The organism is Mycobacterium sp. ML4 (genome assembly GCF_054515735.1).
Genome location: NZ_JBTNSY010000019.1, coordinates 75,097 through 90,248 on the forward strand (window position 1 = coordinate 75,097; position 15,152 = coordinate 90,248).

The window sequence follows — 15,152 nt, forward strand, 5'->3', positions numbered from 1 at the left end:
ATGAATCATTCCGGCACCCTGCTCAGCGTGCTGATCATTCTGGCGCTGACATTCGGCACTGCGATCTTCGTCGCTGCCGAGTTCTCGCTGACGGCACTGGACCGCAGCACTGTGGAGGCCAACGCCCGCGCCGGGCACGCTCGCGACCGCTTCATCCTCCGGGCCCACCGCAGGCTGTCGTTCCAGCTGTCGGGTGCGCAACTGGGAATCTCGATCACCACGCTGGCCACCGGATACCTGACCGAGCCGCTGGTAGCGGCGCTGCCGCATCCGTGGCTTGACGCGCTCGGCGTGTCCGACAAGCTGGCCGACACCATCACCACCGTGCTCGCGCTGGTGGTGGTGACGTCGGTGTCGATGGTGTTCGGCGAGCTGGTCCCCAAGTATCTGGGTGTCGCCCGACCGCTGCGGACCGCCCGGGCCGTGGTGCTGCCACAGTATTTGTTCTCGGTGCTGTTCACCCCCGCGATCCGGATGACCAACGGGGCCGCGAACTGGCTCGTGCGTCGGCTCGGCATCGAACCGGCCGAGGAGCTGCGATCGGCGCGCACACCGCAGGAATTGGTGTCTCTGGTGCGCACGTCGGCGCGGCGCGGCTCGCTGGACGACGTCACCGCCTCGCTGATGCACCGCTCCCTGCAGTTCGGCACGCTGACCGCCGAAGAGCTGATGACGCCCCGGTCCAAGATCGTCGCGCTGCAGGTCGACGACACCGTCGTCGACCTGGTGCACGCGGTCGCGGCGACGGGTTTCTCGCGCTTCCCGGTCGTACAGGGTGACCTGGACGAGACCGTCGGCATTGTGCACGTCAAGCAGGCTTTCACGGTTCCGGCGGCGGACCGGGCGAGAACACTGCTGCGCACGGTGGTGAAACCGGTCGCGGTGGTCCCGTCGACGCTGGACGGCGACGCGGTGATGGCTCAGCTTCGCGCCAACTCATTGCAAACCGCGATGGTGGTGGACGAGTACGGCGGCACGGCCGGCATGGTGACCGTCGAAGACCTGATCGAGGAGATTGTCGGCGACGTCCGCGACGAGCACGACGACGCCACACCGGACGTGGTGTCCCACGGCAACGGCTGGCGGATCTCCGGTCTTCTGCGCATCGACGAGGTGGAGACCGCCATCGGTTACCGGGCGCCCGAAGGACCCTACGAGACGATCGGTGGCCTGGTGTTGCGCCAGCTCGGACACATCCCGGCGGCCGGCGAAACGGTCGAGCTGCCGGCGTTGAACCCCGACGGCCTGCCCGACGAGACCATGAGCTGGCAGGCCAAGGTGGTTCAGATGGACGGGCGCCGGATTGACCTGCTGGAACTGACCGAGTTGCCCCGCTCGGACCGGGACGGCCGATGAACCCGGTGGTGGCGGTACTGCTGGCCGTCGCACTGATCGCACTGAACGCCTTTTTCGTGGCCGCGGAGTTCGCCATGATCTCAGCTCGTCGGGACCGGCTGGAAGCGCTCGCCGAGCAGGGCCGAGCCAGTGCGATCACCGTCATCCGGGCCGGAGAACAGCTGCCGGCGATGCTGGCCGGTGCGCAATTGGGTGTGACGGTGGCGTCGCTGCTGCTCGGCCGCATCGCCGAGCCGGCGGTGGCAGCGCTGCTGGGTTCGCTGTTCGAGCTGACCGGCATGCACCCCGCGCTGCTGCACACGCTGGCCTTCGTCATCGCGCTGGCCCTGGTGGTGACGCTGCATGTCTTGCTGGGCGAGATGGTGCCCAAGAACATTGCGCTGGCCGGTCCGGAACGCACGGCGATGCTGCTGGTGCCCGCGTATCTGCCTTACGTGCGCGCCGCCCGCCCGGTCATCGTCTTCTACAACAAGTGCGCAAACGCGATCCTGCGGCTGCTGGGTGTGCGGCCCAAGGACGAGCTCGACATGACGGTGTCCACGGTCGAACTCTCGGAGATGATCGCCGAATCGCTCTCCGAAGGCCTCCTCGACCAGGAGGAGCACGTCCGGCTGACCCGCGCGCTGCGGGTGCGCACCCGGGTGGTCGGCGATGTCGCGGTGCCGCTGGCCAGTGTCCACGCGGTATCGGTGGCGGGCCCGGGCTCCGGGCCCACGATCGGCGCGGTTGAACAGTCGCTGGCCGAGACCGGTTACTCCCGGTTCCCGGTGGTGGACCGGGACGGCAACTACATCGGCTATCTGCACATCAAAGACGTGCTGGCGGTCGGTGATGATCCGCGCACGGTGCTCGACCGGGCGCTGGTGCGTCCGTTGCCGACGATCCCGCAGTCGCTGGGGTTGCCCGACGCGCTGTCGCGGATGCGGCGCAGCAACAGCCACCTGGCTCTGGTGACCGGCGATGACGGCGCGGTGGTCGCGCTGGTGGCGCTGGAGGATCTGGTGGAGGACCTGGTCGGCAGCATGCGCGACGGCGCGACCCGCGAGTGACGGGCAAGACCGTATGATCTGAGCGACCGTGGGTACCAGACAAGTGCTGGCGGGAACGAAATCCCACGTATTCGCGTTGCCAGAAAGCGTTTCACCCGGCCCGCGGCGTTGCTGCGGGCGAAGCAGTCAGCGCGCCGTGACCTGGCCTTGCCGGTCGGCCGGGCTAGGCTCGTCGGGGCTGGTCGGGCTACCTCTCGGTAGTCTGTCGGTAGCTGTCGACGGGTCTGGACGGGGTTCGGCGAGGCTGGTGAGGGGCCGGTAAGGCCATTACGGAGGAGAACAATGACTGATCGGGTGACTGATCGGGTGCCTGAAGGCAATTTGCGCGTGGCTCGGGTGCTTTATGACTTCGTGAACAACGAGGCCCTGCCCGGCACCGGTATCGATCCGGACAGCTTCTGGGCGGGCGTCGACAAGGTGGTCACCGACCTGACCCCGCGCAATCAGGAACTGCTGGCGACCCGCGACGAGCTGCAGGCCCAGATCGACAAGTGGCACAAGCAGCGGGTCATCGCACCGGTCGACCAGGATGCCTACCGGGGGTTCCTCACCGAGATCGGCTACCTACGGCCCGAACCGGACGATTTCACCATCACCACCTCCGGCGTCGACGACGAGATCACCACCACCGCAGGCCCACAGCTGGTGGTGCCAGTGCTCAATGCCCGATTCGCGCTGAACGCCGCCAACGCGCGCTGGGGCTCACTGTATGACGCGCTCTACGGCACCGACGTTATCTCCGAAAAAGACGGGGCCGATAAGGGCTCGGGCTACAACAAGGTGCGCGGCGACAAGGTCATCGCCTACGCCCGCAGGTTCCTCGACGGCGCCGTGCCGCTGGCATCGGGCTCCTGGGCCGACGCGGCGGGCCTGAGCATCGAGGACGGCCAGCTGCGCATCGCGCTCGGATCCGAATCGACCGGCCTGGCCAGCCCGGAGAAGTTCGTCGGGTATTCCGGCGAGCTCGGTTCGCCGAGCTGGTCGGTGCTGCTGGTCAACAACGGCCTGCACATCGAGATCCTGATCGATCCGCAGTCGCCGATCGGCCAGACCGATGCCGCCGGCATCAAAGACGTGATCCTGGAGTCCGCCATCACCACGATCATGGACTTCGAGGACTCGGTGACGGCGGTCGACGCCGACGACAAGGTGCTCGGATACCGCAACTGGCTCGGACTGAACCGCGGAGACCTGGCCGAAGAGGTCAGCAAGGACGGCAAGACCTTCACCCGCGTACTCAACCCGGACCGGACCTACACCACCCCGGACGGTGGGGAGCTGACACTTCCCGGCCGCAGCCTGCTATTCGTGCGCAACGTCGGACACCTGATGACCAACGACGCCATCGTCAGGGTCGTCGGCAACGACGAAGAAGAGGTCCCCGAGGGCATCCAGGACGCCCTGTTCACCGGGCTCATCGCTATCCACGGACTGCGCAGTGGCGGCGAGAACGGTCCGCTGCAGAACAGCCGCACCGGTTCGGTGTACATCGTCAAGCCGAAGATGCACGGTCCCGACGAGGTTGCGTTCACCTGCGAATTGTTCAGCCGCGTCGAAGACGTGCTCGGATTGCCGCAGGCCACGCTCAAGGTGGGCATCATGGACGAGGAGCGGCGTACCACTGTCAACCTCAAGGCGTGCATCAAAGCCGCCGCGGACCGTGTCGTGTTCATCAACACCGGTTTCTTGGACCGCACCGGCGACGAGATCCACACTTCGATGGAAGCCGGTCCAATGATCCGCAAGGGCGCGATGAAGAACAGCACCTGGATCAAGGCCTACGAGGACGCCAACGTCGACACCGGTCTGGCCGCGGGCTTCAAGGGCAGGGCGCAGATCGGCAAGGGCATGTGGGCCATGACGGAGTTGATGGCCGACATGGTCGAGCAGAAGATCGGCCAGCCCAAGGCCGGCGCCACCACGGCGTGGGTGCCGTCGCCCACTGCGGCGACGCTGCACGCGATGCACTACCACCAGGTGGACGTCGCGGCCGTCCAGGACGAGCTCGCGGGCAAGAAGCGGACCACCCTTGATGAGTTGTTGACGATCCCGCTGGCCAAAGAACTGGCCTGGGCGCCGGAGGAGATCCGAGAGGAGGTCGACAATAACTGCCAGTCGATTCTGGGCTACGTGGTGCGTTGGGTCGAACAGGGCGTCGGTTGTTCCAAGGTGCCCGACATCCACAACGTGGCGCTCATGGAAGACCGTGCCACGCTGCGCATCTCCAGTCAGTTGCTGGCCAACTGGCTGCGCCACGGTGTGATCACCAGTGAGGACGTCCGGGCCAGCCTGGAACGGATGGCGCCGCTGGTGGACAAGCAGAACGAGGGCGACCCGGCCTACCGGCCGATGGCGCCCAACTTCGACGACAGCATCGCTTTCCTGGCTGCCCAGGAGCTGATCCTGTCCGGCGGCCAGCAGCCCAACGGCTACACCGAGCCGATCCTGCACCGCCGTCGTCGGGAGTTCAAGGCACGCGCTGGTGCATGATCTGCTCCTGACCGGGGGCTACCCGCGCACGATTCAAGGGAGAGGACGCAGACACCGGAATGGGTAGGCACAGCAAGCCCGACCCCGGGGATTCCCTGCCCGATCGCGAACCCGAGCCGTCCGACTACCAGGAAGCCGGGTACCCGGAGGCGTCCGTCGAGCCGCCCGCCACTGAGCCTCCTTTCGGCGACTGGGACGGTGGCCGGTTCGGCGAGCGCTATCCGGAGCCCGACGCCGACGACTATCCCGACTTCGGGTTTCGTCCCGACGAAGCTGAGCGGCCCGCTGCCGATCCGGCGGTCGAGGAGCCGCCGGCGGCAACTCCCCCGCCGCCGTTTCGGGCCAGCCATCGTGGACTGCGCGACTGGCAGGGCGGTCACCGCAGTGCGGGTGGCAGGCGCGGTGTCAGCATCGGGGTGATTGTCGCGCTGGTCACCGTCGTCGTGGTGGTCGCCGGAGTCATTGTGTGGCAGTTCTTCGGCGACGCGTTGTCACACCGCTCCCATTCCGCCGCCGCGAATTGCGTGGGAGGCAAGGACGCGGTCGCGGTCCTCGCCGACCCCTCGATCGCCAGTCAGGTCAAGGAGCTCGCCGACAGCTACAACAAGCAGGCGGGCCCGATCGGTGACCGTTGCGTCGATGTGACGGTGAAGGCGGCCGATTCCGACGCCGTGATCAGTGGCTTCATCGGCAAATGGCCGGCCGATCTGGGCGGCCAGCCGGGTCTGTGGATACCGGGCAGTTCGATCTCGGCCGCGCGGTTGGCCGGTGCGGCCGGCAAGCAGACCATCAGCGACAGCCGGTCGCTGGTGACCTCGCCGGTGTTGCTGGCCATCCGGCCGGAGTTCGGCCAGGTGCTGTCCAAGCAGAACTGGGCCGCCTTGCCCGGCCTGCAGACCAACCCGACGTCGCTGGGGAACTGGGGATCGCTGCGGCTGTCCGTGCCGGTCGCGGGCAACGGCGACGCGTCGTTTTTGGCCGGCGAGGCGATCGCGGCGGCGTCGGCCCCGGCGGGAGCCCCGCCGACGGCCGGTACCGGCGCGGTTCGCACCCTGGTCGGTGCGCAACCCAAGCTGGCCGATGACTCCCTCAACGAGGCAATGAACGCACTGCTCAAGCCCGGCACCAACGCTGAGGAGGTGGCGGCGGCACCCGTACATGCGGTGATCACGACCGAGCAGCAGCTGTTTGCGCGCGGCCAGTCGCTCTCCGACGCCAAGGACAAGCTGGGGTCGTGGACTCCGCCCGGGCCGGTCGCGGTGGCCGACTACCCCACGGTGCTGCTGAGTGGCTCATGGCTGAAACAGGAACAGACCACCGCCGCCAGCGCCTTCGCCCGGTATATGCACACCCCCGAGCAACTCGCGAAGTTGGCCAAGGCGGGCTTCAGGGTGAATGGGATCAAGCCGCCGAGCAGCCCCGTGACCAGGTTCGCGGCGGTGTCGTCCACCCTGTCGGTCGGCGACGACGCCCTGCGCGCCACCCTGGCCGACACCATGGCCACGCCGTCGACCGGTGTCGCCGCGACGATCATGCTCGATCAGTCGTTGCCCACCGACGACGGCGGGGGCAAGACCCGGCTGGCCAATGTGATCGTGGCGCTCGACGGACGGATCAAGTCGTTACCGCCCAGCGCTGTCATCGGGCTGTGGACATTCGACGGTCATGAAGGCCGCGCCGAGGTGCCCACCGGGCCGCTGGCCGACCAGGTGAACGGCCAGCCGCGGTCGGCGGCGCTCACCGCGGCGCTGGACAGGCAGTATTCGTCGGGCGGCGGGTCGGTGTCGTTCACCACGCTGCGCATGATCTACCAGGAGATGCAGGCCAATTATCGTGCGGGGCAAGAGAACTCGATTCTCGTGATCACCGCGGGGCCGCACACCGACCAGACCCTGGACGGCAACGGACTCCAGGACTTCATCAAGAACAGCAACGACCCGGCCAAACCCATCGCGGTCAACATCATCGACTTCGGTGGTGACCCGGACCGGGCCACCTGGGAAGCCGTGGCCCGGCTCAGCGGCGGCGGCTACCAGAACCTGTCGACCTCCGCCACCCCCGACCTCGCCACCGCGGTGAACAACTTCCTGAGCTGAGGCAACCCCGATGAAATTCACGCCGGATCCCGAGCTGTACCCTTTCGAGTCGCGCTGGTTCGACAGCTCGCGCGGTCGCATGCACTACATCGACGAGGGGGACGGGCCGCCGATCCTGTTCTGCCACGGCAACCCCACCTGGAGTTTCCTGTACCGCGACATCATTGTGGGTCTGCGAGACCGGTTCCGCTGCATCGCGCCGGATTACCTGGGCTTCGGCTTGTCCGAGCGTCCGCCGGGTTTCGGCTACAAGATCGACGAGCACGCGAGCGTGGTGGGCGAATTCGTCGACCACCTCGCTCTGGACGAATTCCTCACCATGGGACAGGACTGGGGAGGACCGGTCAGCATGGCGGTTGCCGTCGAGCGTGCCGAGCGGGTTCGCGGGGTCGTGTTGGGCAACACCTGGTTCTGGCCCACTGACGTGCTCACCACCAAGATCTTCAGCCGGGTGATGTCCAGTCCGCCAATGCAATACGCGATCCTGCACCGCAATTTCTTTGTCGAGCAGATGATTCCGGCTGGGACGACGCGCCGGCTCAGCCCGGCCGTGATGGAGCACTACCGGGCGGTGCAGCCGGACGCGCAATCGCGCAAGGGCGTAGCGGAGATGCCGAAGCAGATCCTGGCTGCCCGTCCCCTACTGGAGCGGCTCGGCCGGGAAGTGCCGGCCAGGCTCGGAACCAAACCGGCGCTGTTCGTCTGGGGCATGAAAGATTTCGCGTTCCGACCGGGGCCGTCGCTGCCGCACATGCGGGCGGCCTTCCCCGATCACGTGTTGGTCGAGCTGCCTACCGCCAAGCACTTCATCCAGGAGGACGCCCCCGGCGAGATAGTGGCGGCGATCCTCGACCGCTTCGGCTGACCTAGGCGAACGCCTCGACCGGCGGGCACGAGCAGACCAGGTTGCGGTCGCCGTAGGCTCCGTCAATCCGCCGCACGGGCGGCCACACCTTGGGCCGGAACGCGGTACCCAGGGGGTAGGCGGCCTCCTCCCGCGTGTACGGGTGATTCCAGTCGGAGGCCACCAGGCACTCGGCGGTGTGGGGGGCGCCACGCAGTGGGTTGTCGTCCACCGGCCACTGCCCGGACCCGACGCGATCGATCTCGCCGCGGATGCCGATCATCGCCTCGCAGAACGCGTCCACCTCGGCCAGGCTCTCGCTTTCGGTGGGCTCCACCATCAGCGTGCCGGCCACCGGGAAGCTCATGGTCGGTGCGTGAAAGCCATAGTCCGCCAACCGTTTTGCCACGTCATCCACAGTCACGCCGGTGGCTTTGGTGATACCTCTCAGATCGAGGATGCACTCGTGGGCAACCATGCCGTTCTCGCCGGTGTAGAGCACCGGGAAGTACTCGTCGAGGCGCCGCGCGATGTAGTTCGCCGATGCGATCGCGGTCAGCGAGGCGGCCCGCAGTCCGTCGCCGCCCATCATTCTGATGTAGGCCCAGCTGATCGGCAGGATCGACGCCGACCCGTAAGGCGCGGACGACACCGGATGTCCCTGCGCAAGTCCCGGCGCGTACGGGTGCCCGGGCAGAAACTCCGCCAGGTGCGAGCGCACCGCCACCGGGCCCACTCCGGGACCGCCGCCGCCGTGCGGGATGCAGAACGTCTTGTGCAGGTTCAGGTGGCTGACGTCGCCGCCGAACCTGCCCGGCCGGGCCAGGCCCACCAGTGCGTTGAGGTTGGCGCCGTCGACGTACACCTGGCCGCCGGCGTCGTGCACGGCGGCGCAGATGTCGGCGATATCGTGCTCGTAGACACCGTGGGTGGACGGGTAGGTGATCATCAGGGTCGACAGCCGGTCTCGGTGTTCGCTGACCTTGGCCCGCAAGTCCTCCAGGTCGACGTCGCCGTTGTCCAGGCAGCCGACGACCACCACCCGCATGCCGGCCAGCGCGGCCGAGGCCGCATTGGTGCCGTGCGCGCTGGAGGGGATCAGGCAGATGTCGCGGTGCGGTTCGCCGCGGCTGGCGTGGTATTCGTGGATCGCCAGCAGGCCCGCGTACTCGCCCTGGGACCCCGCGTTGGGCTGCAGTGAAACGGCGTCGTAGCCGGTGATCGCGACCAGCCAATTCTCCAGATCAGCGATCAATCGGCGCAATCCCGGGGTGTCGGACGCCGGGGCGAACGGATGCTGCCGTCCGAACTCCGGCCAGGTGATCGCTTCCATCTCCGCCGCCGCGTTGAGTTTCATGGTGCAGGAACCCAGCGGGATCATGCTGCGGTCCAGCGCGATGTCCTTGTCCGCCAGCAGGCGGAGGTAGCGCATCATCGAGGTCTCGCTGCGGTACTGGTGGAACGCCGGGTGGGTGAGGAATTCCGAAGTGCGCGTTGCGATGTCGACGCTAGATGGCTCGGCAGTGGTCACGCCGAACGCCTCCAGCACCGCCGCGACATGGGCGTCGGTGGTGGCTTCGTCGCATGCCACCGACACATGGTCGGCGTCCACCGGCCACAGGTTGATTCCGTGGGCCTTGGCCGCGGCCACCACGGCCTCGGCCCGGCCGGGCACGCGCGCCAGCACCGTGTCGAAGAAGGCGTCGTGCACCAGAGCCTCGCCCAACGCGCCGGCGATGGTCTCGGCGTGCGAATGCACCCGGCGCGCGATCGCCCGCAGGCCGTCGGCGCCGTGGTAGCTGGCGTACATGGCGGCCATCACCGCGAGCAGCACCTGGGCGGTGCAGATGTTGCTGGTCGCCTTGTCCCGGCGGATGTGCTGTTCGCGGGTCTGCAGGGCCAGCCGGTAGGCGGCCGTGCCGTCAGTGTCCACCGACACTCCCACCAGCCGTCCGGGCAGCTGGCGCGCGTGCTTGGTGTGCACCGCCAGGTACCCGGCATGCGGCCCGCCGAATCCCATTGGCACACCGAACCGTTGGGTGGTGCCGAATGCGACGTCGGCGCCGATCTCGCCGGGTGGCGTCAGCAACGTCAGGGCGAGTAGGTCGGCTCCGATGGCCACCGCCGCGCCGCGGCCGTGCGCCTGCGCGACCAGCGCGCTCCAATCCTGAATACGCCCGCTGGCACCGGGAAGCTGAGCGATCACCCCGAAGAACTCCCCGTCGGGAAGGCCGTCACGGAGGTCGGCGGTGACGATCTCGATGCCCAGCGGCTTGGCCCGGGTGGCCAGGATCGCGGCGGTCTGGGCGAACACGTCGACATCGACGGCCAGCCGGTTGGCCGAACCGCGGTAGGCGCGGTGCATCAGCGTCATGGCCTCGGCTGCCGCGGTACCTTCGTCGAGCATCGACGCGTTAGCGATCTCCAGGCCGGTCAGGTCGGTGACCATGGTCTGGAAATTCAGCAGCGCTTCCAGCCGGCCCTGGCTGATCTCAGGCTGATACGGCGTGTAGGCGGTGTACCAGGCCGGGTTTTCCATGATGTTGCGCAGCAGCACTGGCGGAGTGAGGGTGTCGTAGTAACCCTGGCCGATCATCGACACCGCGACGGTGTTGCTGTCCGCCAGAGCCCGCAGTTCGGCCAGCGCTTCGGCCTCGCTGGCGGCCGGGAGAAGTACGTCCAGGCCCGGTGCGAGACCGCTGCCGGTCAGCTTGTCGAGGATGCCGCTCGGGACGGCCTTGGCGGCCAGTTCGTCGAGCGAGTCGACGCCGATGACGGCAAGCATGGTTGCGACGGCGGCGCTGTCCACACCGATGTGCCGGTCGGCGAACGTGGATTGGTCGGACACGCTGTTTCTCCTGACATAGGGCCACAAAGGACAGGGCCCTCTCCCTCTGTCTTCACCCGTGCGGCGGGCGCCTGAGAGATTCGGCGCGGCGAGCGCCTTTCCCCATCGGCGGGCGACGACACCAGAGGGTCGCCACCGCTTTCCAGAGGCATCGTTGTCTCGCGCGGTCCGGGTGCCTGAGAGGTTGACGGAGAGGTATTGCTCCTTCGGCGTCTGTAGCTGGCGGCCACAGAACTCTCCCGCGCGAGGGCGATGCGGCCACCAGTTTACGCCGCCGGGTCGCTAACCGATCTTGCGGTCGCGGTGCTTACGGCGGGAGGCCAGCTCGTCTTCGGGCGCGGCGATCGACTCGCCGCCGTCGGCCCGCTCACCGGGGAAGTCGGCGATGACGCCGGTCAGCTCGCGCATGGCGCCGGACACGGCGATACCGAACACACCCTGGCCGCCCTGCAGCAGGTCGACAACTTCTTCTGCCGAGGTGCATTCGTAGACGCTGGTGCCGTCGGAGAACAGCGTGATGTTGGCCAGGTCCTGCACACCGCGCTGACGCAGGTGGTCGACCGCGACCCGGATGTTGTGCAACGAGATGCCGGTGTCCAGAAGCCGTTTGACGATCTTGAGAACCAGGATGTCCTTGAACGAGTAGAGCCGTTGGCTGCCCGATCCGGCCGCGCTGCGGATCGAGGGCACCACTAGCGAGGTACGGGCCCAATAATCCAGCTGGCGGTAGGTGATCCCGGCGATCTGGCATGCGCTGGGACCGCGGTAGCCCACCAGCTCGTCGGGCACGGAGTCGTCCGGGAACAGTCCCGGCTGTACCGTTTCGGTGGCGTTTGTGGTCTGCGGCGCGGTGGCCGGGGGGTCGGCAAGATCCAACTGGCCTTGGCGTGGCTGCTCGCTCACGGTGCGTCCTCTCGCCGATCGCGCTGGTGTCAATAGCTGCGGCACTGGCTGCCCGAACAGCCACGTTATCTCAGGTTCGAGTGTTACAGAGCATACGCTGTTCGGTGGCTGCTGTGCGGTGGTCGATCATCAACTCGTCCCCAAAGTATGGCTGCCACGCCGATCAGTCGGCGATATCTCCCAGGCGTGTCGACAATCCGGTGTGTGATATGAGACGCATCCGTGACGTTGGGTGGGTACGCGCGAGTATCTCGCGCGCTTGGGGTCAGGTCGCCTTGAAGTCGTCCGGCGAGACGCTGTCGAGGAACTCCTTGAACTTCTCCACCTCGTCCTCGCGCACGGCACCGCTGCCCTCCTCGTCGCCTTCGTCCGGAATCAGCAGGCCGGCTTGCGCGAGCACTGCCTCCTCGACGTAGATCGGCACACCGACCCGCAGGGCGATGGCCACCGAGTCCGACGGCCGCGCCGACACCTTGATGTCCCGGTCGAAGATCAGGTCTGCGTAGAACGTGCCTTCCTGCAGATCGACGATGCGCACCTCTTTGAGCGAATGTCCAAGCGCTGCAATGAGATCCCTGATCAAGTCATGGGTCAACGGCCGCGGCGGCTCCACCCCCTGCTGCTCGAGCGCGATGGCTGCGGCCTCCGACTGGCCAATCCAGATCGGCAGGTAGCGGTCACCGTTGGCCTCGCGCAGCAACAGCACCGGCTGGTTCTGGGGCTGCTCGACGCGAATGCCGACAACACGAACTTCACCCATCTGTGTCTGCCCTCCGCACGCGCTGCTTGTGACTCACTTGGTCGAAAACCAGCTGTCGAACGAAGTCTAGTCCTCAGCGGTGCAGTACGTCGCGAACAGCGGACTTGATCAGTGAGGTGTGCAACGTGATTGCCAGTGCGGCGACCTCGCGGGCCAGGTCGTCGGCGCGATCGCGCGCACCCGCCTTGTCGGCCTTGACCAGCGGCCCGGCGATCTGGGCGATGAGGTCCGACTGCCGATCGGCCGCCGAACGGAAGGCCCGCAGATGCCTGGGCTCCACGCCGTAATCAGCCAGCGCCCGCGCACATTGGAGAATCACCACGGCGTGTTCGTCGAAAAAACCACCGGGCCCGGTGGTGATGACGCCGGCTTTCAGCACCGCCGTCAACAACTGCTCGTCGACTCCGGAGCGCTCCAGCAGGTCTTCGCGACTGAGCCGGATGCGGGTCGGCGACACCCCTCCGGCAGCAGAGCCGGCCTCCTCGACGGCGGCGACCGGAACCAATCGCGGTACGCCGTAGGGAGATCCGATCGCGGGCAGTTCCCCGTCGGGCTGGGCGTCCAACTGCGCCCTGATCACCTTCAGGGGCAGGTAGTGGTCTCGCTGGGCGGTAAGGATGAAGCGCAGGCGCGCACAGTCGTAGGCGGTGAACCTCCGATAGCCTGACGCCGAACGCTGTGGCGTCACCAACCCTTCGGCCTCCAAGAAACGAATCTTGGAGATGGTGACGTCGGGAAACTCCGGGCGCAGCAGGTCCAATACCGCCCCGATCGACATCCCGGCGAGCGCTGGGCGATCGGGTGCGGTCACTGGCCCCGGGATCCCCCGTCGTCATCGCCCCTGGGACCGGTGAGGAACACCAGACGGAACTTACCGATCTGGACCTCGTCGCCGTTGGCCAGCACCGCGGAATCCACCGGCTCGCGGTTGACGTAGGTGCCGTTGAGACTGCCGACGTCGACGACGTTGAACTCGCCGCCTTCCAAACGGAATTCGGCGTGCCGACGGCTCACCGTCACGTCATCGAGGAAGATATCGCTGTCGGGGTGCCGGCCGGCGGAGGTGATGGCCTGGTCCAACAGGAAGCGAGAACCGGCGTTGGGTCCGCGTTTGACGACAAGCAACGCCGAGCCCGCCGGGAGTCCCTCCACCCCGGACACAGAGCTCTCGGTGCCCGACTGAGCGGGTGCGTCCAGTTCGTTGAGGAAGTCGGCACGGAAGACCGAGGTCGTCTCGACGGTGACTTCGTCGTTCTGGTCGTGCCCACTTGCTGAGTCCATGCCCGTCACCCGCTGCTCCTCACTGACCGCTGTGGCGTTGTCTGACCGGGCCGTTCGGCCGGCCGCCCATCCGGATCTACCGCTTGCACTGCGCTGCTGTCCACTGCCTCACACCACTGATGTCTTTGACCGTACCGCGCACGGGTTGGCCGTGTGCCGGCCACTGCAGGATCCTAAGCCCGACATCCCGGCTTCTCCTAGATTCCGATCGGATCCCGATGGTGCTCCCGCGTCCTGCCACGCAATGCTTTCGGGACCTTAGCAACCGTCATTCGGTCAGGGTGGCGCGGTACGCCTCAGGGTCGAGAAGTCCCGCGACCGCCGAGTCGAGCGCGGCCGCGTCGTCGCCGTCGACCTGGAGCTCGAGCAGCCAGCCCTCGCCATAGGGATCGGAGTTCAGCAGCTGCGGGTTGCTGTCCAGATCGCTGTTGACGGCAGACACCCTGCCCGACACCGGGGCGTAGAGGTCGGACACGGATTTGGTGGATTCCACCTCGCCGAAAGAGTCACCGGCACTGAGCGCGACACCCACTTCCGGCAACTGCACGAAGACGACGTCACCGAGCGCCGACTGAGCGAAATCGGTGATCCCGACCCGGACGGTATCTGCTGCGCTGCGGCGAACCCACTCGTGTTCGGCGGTGTAGTGCAGATCGGACGGGATATCGGTCACGGTGATCCTGTTCTGCTCGGGGTTATGTCACTTGCCGGGCTGAGCGTATTGGTGCGGTTTTGGTTGCCGCAAGGTGGCCACCTCGATGCGGTCGGCCTGCTGCACCAACATCCGTCCACCCACCCGTTTGACGCTGTCCTCGGCACCGCCTGGAATGTTCATGGCCGCTGCCAGCGTGGGCGGATCGCCGATCGCCAGAATCGAATACGGCGGGGAGAACGCCTTGCTGTCGATGGTCAGGGCGCCCGCCGACCCGGTGACCCAGGTGTCGACCCCGACTCGTACGGACTCGCGCTGATCGTTGATCTCGATGGCCTCGGCCCCGGCCGCACGCAATTCGTTGATCACGTCGAGCATCACCTCCGGCGCCACCCCGGGCGCTGGATCGTCGATCTTCACCGTGACGCCCGGCCCCGTCGCCCCGACCGCCCCGGCCAGGATGGACAGCGCCGCCAGCCGTGCCTGCGCGCTCTCGATCGCGGCCTGATCGGTGTTTCCCGAGGCCTGCAGCGCATTGAGGGTGTTCTGCAGATCGGCCACTTCGGTGCTCAGCGCCGCCTCGCGCTGTCGCAGCGAGTCCAACAGCACCAGCAGGTCTGCCGGACGGGCGGTCTCCAGGGAATCGCCGGACTCGTTCTGGCGCACTTGGGTGACGATCGCGACACCCAGGAGCAGGCACAGCAGCACCGCCAGAGTTCCGAACACCAATCGGGTCCTGCCACCGGTCAACGTCGCCCGTAGCCCCGTGCGGCGGACCCGACCTATTTCCGGGCGTGGCCGGTCCGCCGGCAGTTCGTGACGCCCACGGTGCGCGGCCTTCTCGCCGGGGCCTGGCTCGGTCTCAGACATTGC

12 protein-coding genes and 2 riboswitches are annotated in these 15,152 nt (G+C 67.1%); of the genes, 5 read left to right on the plus strand and 7 right to left on the minus strand.

The features are described from left to right. The 5 genes from ACX9NE_RS21100 (at window position 1) to ACX9NE_RS21120 (ending at window position 7,856) form a co-directional block, all read left to right on the plus strand. Window positions 1–1,356, plus strand: coding sequence for a hemolysin family protein (locus tag ACX9NE_RS21100; RefSeq protein WP_459364106.1), 1,356 nt, complete (start codon window positions 1–3; stop codon window positions 1,354–1,356). Then, a complete protein-coding gene (locus ACX9NE_RS21105; protein ID WP_459364107.1) occupies window positions 1,353–2,405 on the plus strand; it encodes a hemolysin family protein in 1,053 nt (350 codons plus the stop codon). Before ACX9NE_RS21100 ends, ACX9NE_RS21105 begins: the two co-directional genes overlap by 4 nt. Window positions 2,406–2,699: 294 nt before the next feature. Continuing rightward, the gene (locus ACX9NE_RS21110; protein WP_459364124.1) at window positions 2,700–4,895 is read left to right on the plus strand and encodes a malate synthase G; all 2,196 of its coding nucleotides are present in this window, start codon (window positions 2,700–2,702) and stop codon (window positions 4,893–4,895) included. Window positions 4,896–4,954: 59 nt separating this feature from the next. Continuing rightward, window positions 4,955–6,991, plus strand: a complete 2,037-nt coding sequence (locus tag ACX9NE_RS21115) for a substrate-binding domain-containing protein (RefSeq protein ID WP_459364108.1) — start codon at window positions 4,955–4,957, stop codon at window positions 6,989–6,991. 10 nt (window positions 6,992–7,001) lie between these two features. Beyond that, window positions 7,002–7,856: a haloalkane dehalogenase gene (locus ACX9NE_RS21120; RefSeq protein WP_459364109.1), complete on the plus strand. Its 855-nt coding sequence runs from the start codon at window positions 7,002–7,004 to the stop codon at window positions 7,854–7,856. A 1-nt stretch (window position 7,857) separates the two neighbouring features. Here the strand turns inward: ACX9NE_RS21120 and gcvP are convergent, their stop codons facing one another. The 7 genes from gcvP to ACX9NE_RS21155 form a co-directional block, all read right to left on the minus strand. Then, window positions 7,858–10,683: an aminomethyl-transferring glycine dehydrogenase gene (gene gcvP, locus ACX9NE_RS21125; protein ID WP_459364110.1), complete on the minus strand. Its 2,826-nt coding sequence runs from the start codon at window positions 10,681–10,683 to the stop codon at window positions 7,858–7,860. Window positions 10,684–10,719: 36 nt separating this feature from the next. Further along, window positions 10,720–10,837, minus strand: a riboswitch (glycine riboswitch). Then, window positions 10,838–10,935, minus strand: a riboswitch (glycine riboswitch). A 30-nt stretch (window positions 10,936–10,965) separates the two neighbouring features. Further along, window positions 10,966–11,586, minus strand: a complete 621-nt coding sequence (locus tag ACX9NE_RS21130; RefSeq protein WP_459364111.1) for a MerR family transcriptional regulator — start codon at window positions 11,584–11,586, stop codon at window positions 10,966–10,968. A 265-nt stretch (window positions 11,587–11,851) separates the two neighbouring features. Further along, a complete protein-coding gene (locus ACX9NE_RS21135; protein ID WP_459364112.1) occupies window positions 11,852–12,346 on the minus strand; it encodes a bifunctional nuclease family protein in 495 nt (164 codons plus the stop codon). A 73-nt stretch (window positions 12,347–12,419) separates the two neighbouring features. Then, complete coding sequence (gene ftsR / locus ACX9NE_RS21140) at window positions 12,420–13,157, minus strand: transcriptional regulator FtsR (RefSeq protein ID WP_459364113.1); 738 nt, start codon at window positions 13,155–13,157, stop codon at window positions 12,420–12,422. Continuing rightward, window positions 13,154–13,627: a glycogen accumulation regulator GarA gene (garA, locus tag ACX9NE_RS21145; protein ID WP_459364125.1), complete on the minus strand. Its 474-nt coding sequence runs from the start codon at window positions 13,625–13,627 to the stop codon at window positions 13,154–13,156. Before garA ends, ftsR begins: the two co-directional genes overlap by 4 nt. 268 nt (window positions 13,628–13,895) lie before the next feature. Beyond that, window positions 13,896–14,300, minus strand: coding sequence for a glycine cleavage system protein GcvH (gcvH, locus tag ACX9NE_RS21150; RefSeq protein WP_459364114.1), 405 nt, complete (start codon window positions 14,298–14,300; stop codon window positions 13,896–13,898). Between the two features lie 27 nt (window positions 14,301–14,327). Continuing rightward, entirely contained in the window at window positions 14,328–15,149 is an 822-nt protein-coding gene (locus ACX9NE_RS21155) for a DUF881 domain-containing protein (protein WP_459364115.1), read from the minus strand. Window positions 15,150–15,152 lie beyond the last annotated feature (3 nt).